The following is a 14,881-nucleotide window of genomic DNA, read 5'->3' on the forward strand; positions in this document are numbered from 1 at the left end:
CCGGGCATGACGACCTTTTAGTTGGCCGCAGCGCTCTCCTCAACTATCGCCAATGCAGCAGCCGGGCCTCCAGCAGGCTGATCAGCTTTCCGACCGCGAGCCCGAACACAGATAGAACGACGATGCCGGCCATCAGCTGATCGGTCTGCATCAGATTGCCGGCCTGCAGCACGAAGGTGCCGATACCTGTGTCGGCGCCAATCATCTCGGCAGAGACCACCAGCATCAGTGCGACCGAGGCGGTGATACGAAAGCCGGCCAGGATCGATGGCAGTGCGCCGGGCCAGATCACGCGGCGCACGATGGTGGCAAACGGCACGTCGAAGCTCTGCGCCATCCGGATCAGGTTGCGCGGCACCGCATCGACGCCGCTATAGACCGAGATGGTGGTGGAGAAGAACACGCCGAGCGCGATGGTCGCAATCTTCGGCGCTTCGCCGATGCCGAGCCACAAGATGAGCAGCGGCAGCACCGCGATCTTCGGGATCGGAAACAGCGCCGAGACGAAGGTGATGCCGACGCTGCGCGCGATGCGCGACAGACCGATCGCGAAACCGACGACGATGCCTGAGACGGTGCCGAGCGCCCAGCCGACACCGATCCGAAACAGCGACACCGAAACATGCTGCCAGAGCGCACCGGAGATCGCGAGTTGGTAAAGTGCGCGGGCGATCGCCAAGGGCGTCGGCAGGAACAACGGATTGACCAGCGCGAGGCTACCAGCTGCCTGCCACAACGCGAGCACGGTTGCGAGCGCGATCCAGCCGGCGGAGCGGCTGGTTGCCGGGGTGAAGCCCGCGCCGCGAAAGCGGATCGACCGCAGCGCGCCGGTCGCCTGACCTGAAGCGGGCTCGGAGCTCTCAGCACGGTCAAGCATGCTGGACCTCGCGCTCGGCATCGATCGCCTCGGCACGGATCAGAGACCACAAATCATTCTGCAAACGCAGCAGGCGTTCGCGCAAGCCGACGTCGCCACGCTCGGCACGGGTCATCGGAACAGTGACGACCTCGCGGATGCGGCCGGGACGCCGCGAGAGCACGACGATGCGGTCGGCGAGACGCACCGCTTCCTCCAGATTATGCGTGACATAGATCGCGCCCATGCCGCCGTCCGCCAGCAGGCCGACGAAGTCCTCCAGCAACAATTCGCGTGTCTGCGAATCCAGCGCCGATAACGGCTCGTCCATCAGCAGCATCGCAGGCTTGACCGCCAGCGCCCGCGCGATGCCGACGCGCTGGCACATGCCGCCGGACAGCTGCTTCGGATAGGCGCCGCGGAAGTCGGACAGCCCGGTGCGGCGAAGCGCATCATCGACCGCAGCAAGGCGCTGCTGCGTCGAGAGCTCGGTGTGCAGAAGCGGAAACGCGACGTTGTCCTCCACCGTGCTCCAGGGCAATAGCGCGAAATCCTGGAACACGAAGGTCAGCGGATTGAGACTGTCCGGCGGCGGCGCACCGCGCAACATGGCCTGTCCTTCGCTCGGCTGCAGCAGGCCGCCGAGGATCGACAGCAGCGTGCTCTTGCCGCAACCGGATGGCCCGACGATCGCCACCACCTCGCCGGCGGAGACTGTGAACGAGACGCCATCGAGCACGTCGAGCGTGTCGAAGCGATGACTGATATGGTCGGCGATCAGGTCCATTGCGGTCTCTCGGATTCAGGGGCGCAGGAGGCCCGGGCGCCCTTCTAATCCGGCTTCACGTAATCCTTGGCGATGATGCTCTCGGCATCATAGCCCTTGTCGGCGAAACCTTGCGCCTGCAGCCATTTGATCTGGTTGTCGACATTCTTCACGTCGAGTTTGCCGTCGGGATCGATATAGGCGCAATTGCCGGCCACCTGCTCGACCGGGAGATTGGTATATTTGCCGATGATCTCGAGCAGTGGCCTGGTCTTGTCGTCAATCACGGCTACCCCGTCCTTGATCCAGACAAGAATCACATCGTGATATTCACGATCCGCGCGCTCGAGAGCACCGAGCAAACGAGTGACCACCGTCTTGTCGGCCAGCGCCTTCGGGGATGCGAATACGGCGCCCAGTTGCCACGGTGTTTCGTCACCCACCCAGCCCAGCAGCTTGGCGCCGCCGTCATCCATCAGCTTGCGCGCGGTCGAGACCGGCAGCAGCGCTGCATCCACCGTCTCGCCTTTCAGTGCGGCCGCCACGTTTGACAGCGACTGCAAGGGCACGATCTTCACGTCCGACAGCTTGAACCCATCCTTTTCGGCGAGCAGGCCGAGCGAGTAGTGAAAGCTCGAGCCCACCTGCGTGACCGCAATGCGCTTGCCGGCCAGATCCTTCGGCGTCTTGAGGCCGGACGCGTAGGCCTTGTTGCTGGCGAAGTAACCGATCAGCGGATAACCCGGCTTCTCCCGGCTCATCCCCCCGATCACCTTCAATGTGCCTTTGCCGGCGAGATTGTAGAGCCCGGCGGTGAAGGCAGTGATGCCGAAATCGACATCGCCCGTGGCGGTCGCAACCGCAATCGGCTGCGCCGCATCGAAGAACTTCAACTCGACGTCGAGCCCGGCCTCGCGGAAATAGCCCTTGTCCTGGGCGATGAACACCGGCGCGGAGGATGACAGCCGCAGCACGCCGATCTTCACCTTCGCCGGTTCATCGGCGCGCGCGAGCGCCATGCTGGCCAGGGCAAGAAGCGCGGCCAACAAAGGCTTGGCATGCTGGATCATACGTCTCCTCCGGATCTAGAGCTGTTGCGCGTCTAAAGGCCCGTCGGGACCTGCTGATGCCGCCCGATAAAGGCCCCCCGCTGTGTCAGCTCCAGTTGGAGCGTGTCAATCGAGATCTCACGGGGCCGGGTCTTGGCGGCAAGCGATTGCGCCGCGGCGGCGCCAGCGGCTTCCCCCATCGCAAAACAAGCGCCGGAGACGCGCGCCGCCGACTGGCCCTCATGTGTCATCGATGCACAGCGACCCGCGACCAGAAGGTTATCGATGCCTTCGGGAACCAGCATGCGGTAGGGCAGCTCGTTGTACCCGCGCGATTGGGGGATCGGTGGAAACTTAAAGATCACATCGCCGGCGACGTGGGCCTCGATCGGCCAACCGTTGACGCCGATGGAATCGGAGAAGGACGCGCAACCGAGCACATCCTCTCCGGTCAGGCAGTAACCGCCGGTGACGCGCCGGGTCTCGCGGATGCCGAGCTGGGGCGGCAGATCGACGATGTAAGCCTGTTCGAAGCCGGGCACCGTGCGCAGGAACTCGAAGGCCTCGACGGCCTGTCGCCGGCCCACGATCTCACCCTGAGTGAGATCATCGGCCACGATGCCGCTGATCGCGCTGCCATCCGCGCGTGCCAGCTGAGTGAAGTTCACCCGCCATTCGACCGGCGATCGTTGTGGCCGAACAATTGCCGCCTTGCGCGGGAATTTGTGCGTACCTGCAGCCTCGGCAGCTGCCATCAGCCGCGGGATGGTCTGCCACGCCTCGCCCGCCCGCGCCGGATCGATGCCATTGAGGCGAAACATCATCGAGGGGTAGAGCATGTGCCCCTCGCCGTCGCCGACTTCGAACGGCGCGCCGGCCCAGGCCGCGAGGTCGCCGTCGCCGGAACAATCGATGAAGATGTTCGCGCGCACGGCCTGCCGTCCGGACTTGGTCTCAATCGCAAGCGCCGCGATGTTGCGCGCGTCGTCCATGACGACGCCGGCCCCGAGTGCATGGAACAGGATGTCGACCTTATGCGCCGCTAGCAGGTCGTCGGCGGCGATCTTGTAGGCGGCGGTGTCATAGGCCTGTGCGAGGATCTTGCCGAGCACCAGGTGCGGCGCGTTCAATCCGCCGAGACGATCGATGCGCGCGAGCAGCTCGGTCGCGACACCTTGCACGACGCGATGCATCTCGCCATGGACATTGGCATGCAGCCCGCAGAAATTGGTCACGCCCGCCGCGGTGCCCATGCCGCCGAGAAAGCCGTACCGCTCGATCAGCAGCGTGCGCCGTCCTGCGCGGGCGGCAGCAACCGACGCCGCAATCCCGGCCGGGCCACCGCCGAGCACTGCAACTTCGTACTCGCCATAAACCGGGATTCGACGGGCGGGCTCTTCAATGACCTTGGACGACAAGCTGGCGTTTCCCCGGATGCAGGCCCGCATCATGCATCGTCGAGACCGGTTTGACCACCCGCGCGAACGGAGCTCACGCGGGTTTCAGTTACGGACGCAATTTGGCGATCCTACCGCTCAGGCCGCCGAGCGGATAGTCTTGAGGAAATCGGCGACGTTGCTCTTCAGCGAGACCGCCTGCTGCTGCAGCGCCGCGGCCGCTGCAAGCGCAGCTTCGGCGCCGGCGTCGGTCTCGCCGGCCACCGCACGGACATCGACAATCTCGCGGCTTACCGCGGCGGTGCCGCTCGCGGCTTCCTCGACATTGCGCGCGATCTCGCCGGTCGCCGCCCCCTGCTGTTCGACCGCCGAGGCGATCGCGTTGGAGATTTCCGCCATCTCGCGCACCGTGGATTCGAACTGCGTGATCGCGCTCACCGTCTCATCCGTCGCGTCCTGGATCGTGGCGATCTGGCTTGCGATCTGCTCGGTCGCCTGCGCGGTCTGCGAGGCCAGGTTCTTCACCTCGCTCGCCACGATCGCAAAGCCCTTGCCGGCATCGCCGGCGCGCGCCGCTTCGATGGTCGCATTCAATGCCAGCAGATTGGTCTGGCTGGCGATCGCCTGGATCAGCTGAATGATATTGCCGATCTTCTCCGCCGCACTCGACAGCCCGTTCACCAGTTCGGAGGTGCGCTGGGTTTCCTGCGTGGCGCGGTTGGAGACCGCGACCGAGCGTTGCACCTGGCTCGAGATCTCGCGGATCGAAGCGGCGAGCTCCTGAGTGGCGGAGGCCACCGTCTGCACGTTGACCGAGGCCTGCTCGGCGCGGTTGGCGACGGCTTCGGCGAGTCCACGGCCGCGCTCGGCGACCCGCGCCAGATCGCTGGCGCTGCTCCCCATCTGGTCGGCGCGGCCGCCGACGCCGGTGATAACACCCTGCATGCCCTGCTCGAAGCGGCTGGCGAGCTCGGCCATCATCCTGTTCCGGTCAGCCTCGGCCGCTTCGCGTTGCGCGGCGGCCTCCTGCTCCATACGGCGAACCGCCAGCGCATTGTCGCGGAACACTTCGACTGCCCGGGCCATGCGGCCGATCTCGTCGCGCTGCTCGCCGCCGGGAATCGGCTGCTCCAATTCGCCTGAAGCCAGCGACTGCATGCGGTCGGTCATGCCGCGGATCGGACCCGAGACGCTGCCACCGATCAGCCAGGCCAGCACGCAGCCCAGCACGAGCGCCACGGCCGCGGTCGTGATCACTGTCTGGCGGGTGTCGCCGACCGCGACCGCGGTCTTGTCGCCCTGTTCGGCGCGCATGGCGCCGAGCCTTTGGTTGATGCGATGGACCTGCTCCTCGATTGCCGTGCTGGCATTGACGAGCTCTGCCTGCTTGCTGCGGAGGTCCGAAGCTGCCTTGACGACTTCGTCCAGCGCCGCCGCGTCCGCCGTAAGCTCAGCCTTCAATGCCGCAACCAGCATCTTCAGCTTGGCCTCGCTGGTCGGAGCGATTTCGGTCTCGGTCGCGGCAACGACGGCCTGCGCGTTGGCCAATGTGTTCTTGGCATCGATGGCATCGGCATTGGCGAGCGTCGTTCCAAAGCGCATCGCCGAAACGCGCACGCCGTCCACCGCGGCGGCAATCCGTAGCGGCTGGAACAAGCGCTGGGTATCAGTCCGATTGGCGAGCGCAACCTGAATGCCCGCGGCATCGAGCCCGGCGGTCGCGCCGTGAGCGTCGGTCTTGGTGGTCGCCGCGCGCAGCCGGTCGACTGCGTCAGCCGCGGCGGAGAACGCCGACCGGTAGATGTTCAATGCAGCACGAACCTGGCCAAGCCCCTCCGCGATCGCACCCAGCTTGCCGTAGCGTTGCTCGACCTGATCGGCGAGCTGGCTGACATTCTCAATCGCCTTGGTCGCCGCGTCCTTGTCGCCGACGTTCCAGGTGCGGATGAACTTCTCCACGGCACCGTTGGCACTCAACAGTGCGGCCCGCACCTGCGACATCGCGGCATCGCCTGCGGCACTGGTCACGAGTTCGTTGACGGTGCCGCCGATATGCTCGACCTGGACCACGGCGAAGCCTGCGAGTAGCACGAGAAAGCTCAGGACCAGCGCGAAGCCGCCGAAGATGCGCGGGCGGATACCGATCAAAGACATGATGGAAGAGGTTTTCATGATACTGCCGTGCACTTAGCGGGTGGACCGGATGGCGGCGATCAGCTCCTTGCCGAACCGCTTCTCGAATTCGGGATCGAGCGGCTTGACCGCATCGACGAAAGCCTGGCGGTCGATCTTGTCGACGACCTCCATTCCCGCGGCACGCAACTCCTGCAGCTTGGCGCCGTCGACCTGAGCCTGCCAGGTTGCCTCGGCGCCGGCCTTGGCTGCCGCGATCATCGCTTCCTGCTCGGCCGGCTCGAGCTGTTCGAACATCGCGCGATTGGCGACGAAGGCCACCGGCGCGAAGAAGTGGCCGGACATGGTCAGATATTTCTGGACCTCGAAGAAGCGGCTCGTGGCGATGGTGGTCAGCGGGTTCTCCTCGCCGTCGAGCCGGCCGTCCTTCAGCGCGGTATAGACCAGCGGGAAATCCATCGGGACCGCTTCGGCGCCGAGCGCCTTGAAGGCCATCTTGTAGGTCTCGTTGGGGATCACCCGGATCTTGAGACCCTTGATGTCTTCAGGGGTGCGAATCGGGCGCTTGGAATTGGTGAGATTGCGGAATCCCTGCTTGCCGAGCGCGAGCAGCACCAACCCCTTGTCGGCGAACTTGGCGGCGATCTGCGCGCCGATCGGGCCCTGCATCACCGCCTTGGCATGAGCCTCGTCGCGGAACAGAAATGGAATATCGAACACGCTTAGCTCGGGCACGACGGCGCTGACGACGCCACCGGTCAGGACGGCCGCGTCGAGGGCGCCCGAACGCGTCGCGGACAGGATGATGGGCTCGCCGCCAAGTGCGTTGCCGGAGCGCGCATCCACGATGAAGCGGTGGCTTGCCGCAAGCTTCTCACGAAACTCCGCAGGCCCCGCCGCCACCGAGATCATCCGCGGGGCGGATACGCCCTGATGTGGCGCAAGCAGCGCAGCCCCCATGATGCCGGCGATCCAAAATTCTCGAAACGTCTTGCCCATAGCCCCACCGTTACGTTCAGCCCATGCGAACGGATAGCAAGGAATGGTAGGAAAGGTATTAAGGGCGGGTATGTGCGCGCGCGAGAGGGGATGCTTGCGGCACGCATGGCGAGCGCGCGCTCACAATGCGGAGCTGCCGCAACGGGCATGCCTAACGATGAGAGGCCCGCGCGAACCAACGCGCGGGCCTCTCGTCGCCAGACGCCGAAAACTGGAACTCAGGCGCAGCTACGCCGCCGAGCGGATGGTCTTGAGGAAATCGGCGACGTTGCTCTTCAGCGAGACCGCCTGCTGCTGCAGCGCCGCGGCCGCTGCAAGCGCAGCTTCGGCGCCGGCGTCGGTCTCGCCGGCCACCGCACGGACATCGACAATCTCGCGGCTTACCGCGGCGGTGCCGCTCGCGGCTTCCTCGACATTGCGCGCGATCTCGCCGGTCGCCGCCCCCTGCTGTTCGACCGCCGAGGCGATCGCGTTGGAGATTTCCGCCATCTCGCGCACCGTGGATTCGAACTGCGTGATCGCGCTCACCGTCTCATCCGTCGCGTCCTGGATCGTGGCGATCTGGCTTGCGATCTGCTCGGTCGCCTGCGCGGTCTGCGAGGCCAGGTTCTTCACCTCGCTCGCCACGATCGCAAAGCCCTTGCCGGCATCGCCGGCGCGCGCCGCTTCGATGGTCGCATTCAACGCCAGCAGGTTGGTCTGGCTGGCGATCGCCTGGATCAGCTGGATGATATTGCCGATCTTCTCCGCCGCGCTGGACAGACCATTCACCAGCTCGGAGGTGCGCTGGGTTTCCTGCGTAGCGCGGTTGGAGACCGCGACCGAGCGCTGCACCTGGCTCGAGATCTCGCGGATCGAGGCGGCGAGTTCCTGAGTGGCGGACGCGACCGTCTGCACGTTGACCGAGGCCTGCTCGGCGCGGTTGGCGACGGCTTCGGCGAGCCCACGGCCACGCTCGGCGACCCGCGCCAGATCGCTGGCGCTGCTCCCCATCTGGTCGGCGCGGCCGCCGACGCCGGTGATGACGCCCTGCATGCCCTGCTCGAAGCGGCTGGCGAGCTCGGCCATCATCCTGGTCCGATCGGCCTCCGCCGCTTCGCGTTGCGCGGCCGCCTCCTGCTCCATGCGGCGCACCGCCAGCGCATTGTCGCGGAACACCTCGACTGCCCGGGCCATGCGGCCGATCTCATCGCGCTGCTCGCCGCCGGGAATCGGCTGCTCCAATTCGCCTGCGGCCAGCGACTGCATGCGGTCGGTCATGCCGCGGATCGGACCCGAGACGCTGCCACCGATCAGCCAGGCCAGCATCGCGCCCACGACAAGCGCGGCGGCGGCCGTATAGATCACGGTCGTCCGCGTATCCTGGACAGAGGCGGCGGTTCTGTCGCCCTGCTCGGCACGCACGACGCCAAGCCTCTGATTGATGCGATCCACCTGCCCGTCGATCGCCAGCGAAGCCTTGGAGAGATCGGCCTGCTTGGCGCGCAGATCGGCGGCGACCTTGATCACCTCCTCAAGCGCGGCGGCATCAGCAGTCAGCGCGGCCTTCAAGGCGGTCACCAGCGACTTCAGTTTGGCCTCGGCGGTCGGAGCAAGCTCGGCCTCCGCATCTCCCAGTGCGGCCTGGGCGTAGCTCAAAGTCAGCTTGGCATCGTCGGCATCGCCTGTCGCCAGCGTAGCTGCATAGCGCATCACCGCGATCCGGACCGTATCGACGGTGCCGGCGAGGCGCATCGAATTGATCAGGCGTTCCGAATCGGTGCTGTTGGCAAGCGCGACCTGGATGCCACCGGCAACGAGGCCGGCGGTGGCGCCCTGGACGTCCGTCTTGGTGGTCGCCGCCCGCAGCCGATCGACAGCGTCAGCTGCAGCGGCGAATGACGACCGATACGATTCCAGCGCGCTCCGGACCGGACCAACGCCGTCAGCGATGTCCTTGAGCTTGCCGAATCTCTGATCAACTTGGTCCACAAGCCGACCGACATTGTCGATCGCTTTGGTCGCGATGTCCTTATCCCCGAGGTTCCAGGTGCGGATGAACTTCTCCACCGCACTGTTTGCACCGAGCAGCGCGGCGCGAACCTGCGACATCGCCGCGTCGCCGTCGGCACTGGTCACCAGTTCGTTGACGGTGCCGCCGATGTGCTCGACCTGGACGACAGCGAAGCCTGCCAGCACGACGAGGAAACTGAGAACCAGCGCGAAGCCACCGAAGATCCGGGGGCGGATGCCGATCGCGGACAGCAAGGACGAGAGTTTCATGGGATGACCGGACCTATTGTGTAGAGCGGATGGCGGCAATCAGCTCCTTGCCGAACCGCTTTTCGAACTCCGGCTCGAGGGGCTTGACTGCGTTGGCAAAGGCTTGGCGATCGACCTTCTCGATGATCTCCATCCCCTCCTTGCGAAGCTCAGCGAGCTTCTCTGCATCCATCTGCGATTGCCAAGTTGCCTCCGCGCCGGCTTTGGCGGCGGCGATCAGGGCCTGCTGATCGGCGGCGTCGAGTTGTTCGAACATCGCGCGATTGGCGACAAAGGCGATCGGCGCGAAGAAATGGCCGGTCAGGGTCAGGTACTTCTGGACCTCGCTGAAGCGGCTCGAGGCAATCGTCGGCACCGGATTCTCCTGACCGTCGAGCCGGCCGTCCTTTAGCGCGGCATAAACCAGCGGAAAGTCCATCGGCTTCACGTCAGCGCCGAGCGCCTGAAACGTCATCTTGTAGGTCTCGTTCGGGATCACCCGGATCTTCAGCCCCTTGATGTCGTCGGGGGTTCGCACCGGCCGCTTCGAGTTGGTCAGATTGCGGAAGCCCTGCTTGCCGAGCGCCAGCAGCACGAGCCCCTTGTCGGCGAATTTGGCGGCGATCTGCGCACCGACCGGGCCTTGCATGACCGCCTTGGCATGCGCCTCGTCCCGGAAAAGGAACGGAATATCGAAGACGCTGAGTTCGGGAACGACAGCGCTGACAATGGCTCCCGACAGCACCGCAACATCGGCGGCACCCGAGCGCGTCGCGGTCAGAATGGTGGCCTCGCTGCCGAGCGCATTACCGGCGCGTTCGTCGACGACGAAGTGCTTGCCGGGCATAGCCGTGAGCTTCTGGCGAAAAACGTCCGCGCCGATCTGCTGCGGATTTTGCACTTGCGAATTGAAGACCACGGAGATCAGGCGGGGGGACGCCGAAGCCGCATTGACCGAAGCCAGCGCCGCTGCTGCGGTTATAAGCGCTCCTCCGATGAGATATCCTCGTAACCGTCTGCGCATGTCGCACCGCTGATCTTGATGATTGGTACCGACGTAACAGACATTTATGGTTAAGGTCTTAAGGACAACGGACCGCCGCGCCCGAACCGATGCTCGGGGCGACTTCCGCCCTCGCTCCCTAACTAATTACCGTAGCTGACAACAAACGCCTCGACGCACCTCTGCTGCGCAGGACAGCATCCCGAGGAAACTTCTGCGCAGCACAACAAGCGCTCAGAGCGGCTGCAGACCGAGCCGGTCGAACAGGTTGCGATCCTTGGCGGCCTCGGGATTGCCAGCTGTCAGCAGCGTGTCGCCAACAAAGATCGAGTTGGCCCCGGCAAAGAAGCAAAGCGCCTGCATCTCATCAGTCATCGCCGAGCGTCCGGCGGACAGCCGCACGAAGGAGGCCGGCATCATGATGCGGGCCAGGGCGATGACGCGAACGAACGCCAGCGGATCGACGCGCTTGGCCTCCGCGAGCGGCGTGCCGGCGATCGGGATCAGCATGTTGATCGGCACGCTCTCCGGCGGCTCGGGAAGATTGGCGAGCGTGATCAGCATATCAACGCGATCCGCCTCGCTCTCGCCGAGGCCCAAGATGCCGCCAGAACAGATTTTCATGCCGGACTGTCGGACCTGGTCCAGCGTCTCCAGCCGATCGGCGAATGTACGTGTCGAAATGACGTTCGGATAATGGGCTTCCGACGTGTCGATGTTGTGGTTGTAGTAGTCGAGGCCGGCCGCGCTCAAGCGCTCTGCCTGTTCGCGATCGAGCATACCGAGCGTCATGCAGGTCTCGAGCCCGAGCGCCTTCACGCCGCTGATGATGTCGACCAGCGCATCCATGTCCCGCGGCTTCGGGTTGCGCCAGGCGGCGCCCATGCAATAGCGGCTGGCACCGCCCTCTTTCGCCTTGCTCGCCTCGGCGACGATATCGTCGACGTCCATCAGCTTCGAGGCCGGCAAGCCGGTTGCGTGATGCGAGGACTGGCTGCAATAGCCGCAATCTTCGGGGCAGCCGCCGGTCTTGATGTTGAGCAGCTTCGATAGCTGCACGCGATTGGGATCGAAATGCTGGCGGTGGATCGATTGCGCCTGGAACAAGAGATCGTTGAAAGGCAATCGGTAGATGACCAGGGCCTTCTCTCGGGTCCATGCCTGCGGCGGCACTGTTTCCGTCCCGACGGCCGCCTGATCCTGCACGCTCAACATCGCACGCTCCATTCCAACACTTGCGCGGGTTGCCTTAGCCGAGAGCGCCCCTTCCTGCCAGTGGAATGATCGTGAGATCAGCCATGCCGCGCCTCCAGCGCGCCGGCCCAAGACACGAATGTGTCGAGTATTTCGTCCATGACGGCGCGGTCGTTGCGTCCCGAACGCGCCGGCACGTGGAAGGAGTGGTCGGCGTGATCGACCAGATGCAGGCTCGCGCGCGCGCCGAGACGCGCGACCACCGGCTGCAGCAGATCCAACTCGGCGAGCTTGTCGCGCATTCCCTGAAGGAACAGCATCGGAAGCGCGACGTCATCGAGGTGGTCGGCACGTTCGGTCGATGGCTTGCCGGCCGGATGCAAAGGAAAGCCGAAGAAGGCGAGGCCCTTCACGCCCGGTAGCGGCGCCTTGGCTTGCGCCTGCGAGGTCATGCGCGCGCCGAACGACTTTCCGCCGGCAATCAGCAGCAGGCCGGGACAGCGCATGGCCGCTTCGGCAACCGCTGCACGCACGGCCGCATGAGCCAGCGCAGGCGGGTCAGGTCGCTTGCTACCCTTTTCCATGTAGGGAAATTGATAGCGCAACGTCGCGATCCCGCGGGCGCCGAGGCCTTGCGCGACGTCAGTCATGAAGGAATGCGTCATGCCGGCGCCCGCGCCATGGGCGAAGACGAAGCAGGCGCGCACCTTCGGTGGGCGGTCAAGCAGCGCGGAGACCGAAACGGTCTCCGCGACGTGGATGACAAACTGTTCAGAAGCGGTCATGGCAATGCCTTATAGCATCTCCATCCGCGCCGGACGAACTCACGCGCCCTTGCGGCGCTCCGCGGCCTTGGCCATCGCTGCCGCAAAGGCGCCGCCACCGGAGGGCTTTTCCTCGCGCTGGCGCATCGCGGACGCCGGCGGCCGTGCGCTGCCGGACTTGCGCTCACCCTTGGCGGGCAGCGGGTCTGATAGCCGCAGGGTCAGCGAGATGCGGTTGCGCGGCACGTCGACGTCCAGCACCTTCACTTTCACGACCTGGCCCGGCCGCACCACCTCGCGCGGATCGTTGACCCGCTTCTCCGCCATGGCGGAGATGTGGATCAGGCCGTCCTGATGCACGCCGATATCGGCAAAGGCGCCGAAGGCGGCGACGTTGGTGATCGTCGCTTCGAGGATCATGCCGGGCTTCAGATCTGTGATCTTCTCGACGCCTTCCTGGAAGGTCGCGGTCTTGAATTCGGGACGCGGGTCGCGGCCCGGCTTCTCCAATTCACGGATGATGTCGGTGACGGTCGGCACGCCGAAACGCTCGTCGGCGAATTTGGCCGGATTGAGCGTCTTCAGCGCCTTGGTCTCTCCGATCAGCGCCTTGATGTCGCTCTTGGTCGCTTCCAGGATCTTCTTCACCACCGGATAGGATTCCGGGTGCACGCCCGAAGCATCCAGCGGATTCTCGCCGTCGCGGATGCGCAGAAAGCCTGCGCACTGCTCGAATGCCTTCGGACCCAGCCGCGGCACTTCCTTCAACTTGTCGCGGCTCGGGAACGGACCGTTGGCGTCGCGATGCGCGACGATGTTCTGCGCGAGGCTTTCGCCGATGCCCGACACCCGCGCGAGCAGCGGCGCGGAGGCCGTGTTGAGATCGACGCCGACCGCGTTCACGCAGTCTTCCACGGTGGCGTCGAGCGCGCGCGCGAGCTCATACTGGTTGAGGTCGTGCTGATACTGGCCGACGCCGATCGAGGCCGGCGGCACCTTGACGAGTTCCCCGAGCGGATCCTGCAGGCGGCGGGCGATCGACACCGCGCCGCGGATCGAGACGTCGAGATCGGGGAATTCCTTGGCGGCAAATTCGGAGGCCGAATAGACCGACGCGCCGGCCTCGGAAACGACGGCCTTGGTCAGCTTCAGGTCCGGCTTCAGCTTCATGAGATCGTTGACCAGCTTCTCGGTCTCGCGCGAGGCGGTGCCGTTGCCGATCGCGACCAGTTCGGTGCGGTGCTTCACGCAGAGCTGCGCGAGCGTCAGCATGCTCTCGTTCCACTGCCGCTGCGGCTCGTGCGGATAGATCGTGGTGTAATCGACAAACTTGCCGGTGCGATCGATGACAGCGACCTTGACGCCGGTGCGGAAGCCCGGATCGAGGCCGATGGTGGCGCGGCCACCGGCGGGGGCGGCAAGCAGCAGATCGCGCAGATTGGCCGCGAACACGCGCACGGCTTCCTTCTCCGCCTCCTGCCACAGCCGCATCCGGATATCGAGCGCCAGCGAGGTCTTGATGCGGGTGCGCCAGGCCCAGCGCACGGAATCGGAAAGGAACTGATCGGCAGGACGGCCCTGGCGCGAGATGCCGAAGGTGACCGCGATGCGGTTCTCGTAAAGCGACGGATCGGTCGAATCCTCCGGCTCGCCATCGCCGAAATCGAGCTGCAGCACCTCTTCCTTCTCGCCGCGCAGCATGGCCAGGATGCGGTGCGAAGGCAGCTTGGCATAGGGCTCTGCGAACTCGAAGTAATCGGCGAATTTGGCGCCGACGGTCTTCTTGCCGTGGCGCACCGTCGACTTGATCTGGCCGCGCCCCCACATCTCTTCGCGCAGCGAGCCGACGAGATCGGCGTGCTCGGCAAAGCGTTCGACCAGGATCGCGCGCGCGCCTTCCAGCGCCGCCTTGACGTCCTTGACCGGGTTTTCGCCATCCTTGGTGATGAAGGCCTTGGCCTCGACCTGCGGATCCTTCATGGGATCACCGATCAGCATGTCGGCGAGCGGCTCCAGCCCGGCCTCCTTGGCGATCTGCGCCTTGGTGCGGCGCTTCTCCTTGAACGGCAGATAGATGTCTTCCAGACGCGCCTTGGTATCGGCGGTCGCCAGCGCCAGCTCGATCTCCGGCGTCATCTTGCCTTGCGACTTGATGCTCTCGATGATGGCGGTGCGGCGTGCGTCCATCTCGCGCAAGTAACGAAGCCGCTCTTCCAGAGTGCGCAGCTGCGTGTCGTCCAGCATCCCCGTCGCTTCCTTGCGGTAGCGCGCGATGAACGGGACGGTCGCGCCTCCGTCGAGGAGGTCGATCGCGGCCTGGACCTGTGCGTCGCGCACGGCGAGTTCGGCGGCAATGATGGACGCAAAATTCGGCACGGCAGTTCTTCCGAGATTCGTGACGGGCCTGATTGGATAGGAGTCGCCGCGCGCCAGCGCAAGCGGCTCTCGCGCAGTCTGTGGGCAACCGTGGCAAAAAAGC

At 65.2% G+C, this 14,881-nt stretch carries 11 protein-coding genes; all 11 read right to left on the minus strand.

Going from position 1 to position 14,881, the window contains the following annotated elements:
* Positions 1 to 43 precede the first annotated feature (43 nt).
* Positions 44 to 877 (minus strand): ABC transporter permease, encoded by an 834-nt coding sequence (locus QX034_RS10825; RefSeq protein ID WP_315744117.1) that lies wholly within the window; start codon positions 875 to 877, stop codon positions 44 to 46.
* Positions 870 to 1,643, minus strand: coding sequence for an ABC transporter ATP-binding protein (locus QX034_RS10830; RefSeq protein ID WP_315702585.1), 774 nt, complete (start codon positions 1,641 to 1,643; stop codon positions 870 to 872). The genes QX034_RS10825 and QX034_RS10830 overlap by 8 nt, the downstream gene beginning before the upstream one ends.
* A 44-nt stretch (positions 1,644 to 1,687) precedes the next feature.
* On the minus strand, positions 1,688 to 2,692 hold the full coding sequence (locus tag QX034_RS10835; RefSeq protein ID WP_315807223.1) for an ABC transporter substrate-binding protein: 1,005 nt from the start codon (positions 2,690 to 2,692) through the stop codon (positions 1,688 to 1,690).
* 32 nt (positions 2,693 to 2,724) lie between these two features.
* The gene (locus QX034_RS10840) at positions 2,725 to 4,089 is read right to left on the minus strand and encodes an FAD-dependent oxidoreductase (protein WP_315764556.1); all 1,365 of its coding nucleotides are present in this window, start codon (positions 4,087 to 4,089) and stop codon (positions 2,725 to 2,727) included.
* 117 nt (positions 4,090 to 4,206) lie between these two features.
* Positions 4,207 to 6,222 (minus strand): HAMP domain-containing methyl-accepting chemotaxis protein, encoded by a 2,016-nt coding sequence (locus QX034_RS10845; protein WP_315750663.1) that lies wholly within the window; start codon positions 6,220 to 6,222, stop codon positions 4,207 to 4,209.
* Positions 6,223 to 6,255: 33 nt separating this feature from the next.
* A complete protein-coding gene (locus QX034_RS10850; RefSeq protein WP_315702581.1) occupies positions 6,256 to 7,200 on the minus strand; it encodes a TRAP transporter substrate-binding protein in 945 nt (314 codons plus the stop codon).
* A 228-nt stretch (positions 7,201 to 7,428) separates the two neighbouring features.
* The gene (locus QX034_RS10855) at positions 7,429 to 9,462 is read right to left on the minus strand and encodes a HAMP domain-containing methyl-accepting chemotaxis protein (RefSeq protein WP_316195375.1); all 2,034 of its coding nucleotides are present in this window, start codon (positions 9,460 to 9,462) and stop codon (positions 7,429 to 7,431) included.
* 13 nt (positions 9,463 to 9,475) lie between these two features.
* The gene (locus QX034_RS10860) at positions 9,476 to 10,465 is read right to left on the minus strand and encodes a TRAP transporter substrate-binding protein (protein ID WP_315806747.1); all 990 of its coding nucleotides are present in this window, start codon (positions 10,463 to 10,465) and stop codon (positions 9,476 to 9,478) included.
* A 213-nt stretch (positions 10,466 to 10,678) separates the two neighbouring features.
* Positions 10,679 to 11,659, minus strand: a complete 981-nt coding sequence (bioB, locus tag QX034_RS10865; protein WP_316195376.1) for a biotin synthase BioB — start codon at positions 11,657 to 11,659, stop codon at positions 10,679 to 10,681.
* Positions 11,660 to 11,736: 77 nt separating this feature from the next.
* Positions 11,737 to 12,423 (minus strand): alpha/beta family hydrolase, encoded by a 687-nt coding sequence (locus QX034_RS10870; RefSeq protein WP_316165148.1) that lies wholly within the window; start codon positions 12,421 to 12,423, stop codon positions 11,737 to 11,739.
* A 39-nt stretch (positions 12,424 to 12,462) separates the two neighbouring features.
* Positions 12,463 to 14,778: a Tex family protein gene (locus QX034_RS10875; protein WP_316195378.1), complete on the minus strand. Its 2,316-nt coding sequence runs from the start codon at positions 14,776 to 14,778 to the stop codon at positions 12,463 to 12,465.
* Positions 14,779 to 14,881 lie beyond the last annotated feature (103 nt).

The sequence above is a fragment of the Bradyrhizobium sp. SZCCHNR3119 genome, from assembly GCF_032487775.1.
Taxonomy (GTDB): domain Bacteria; phylum Pseudomonadota; class Alphaproteobacteria; order Rhizobiales; family Xanthobacteraceae; genus Bradyrhizobium.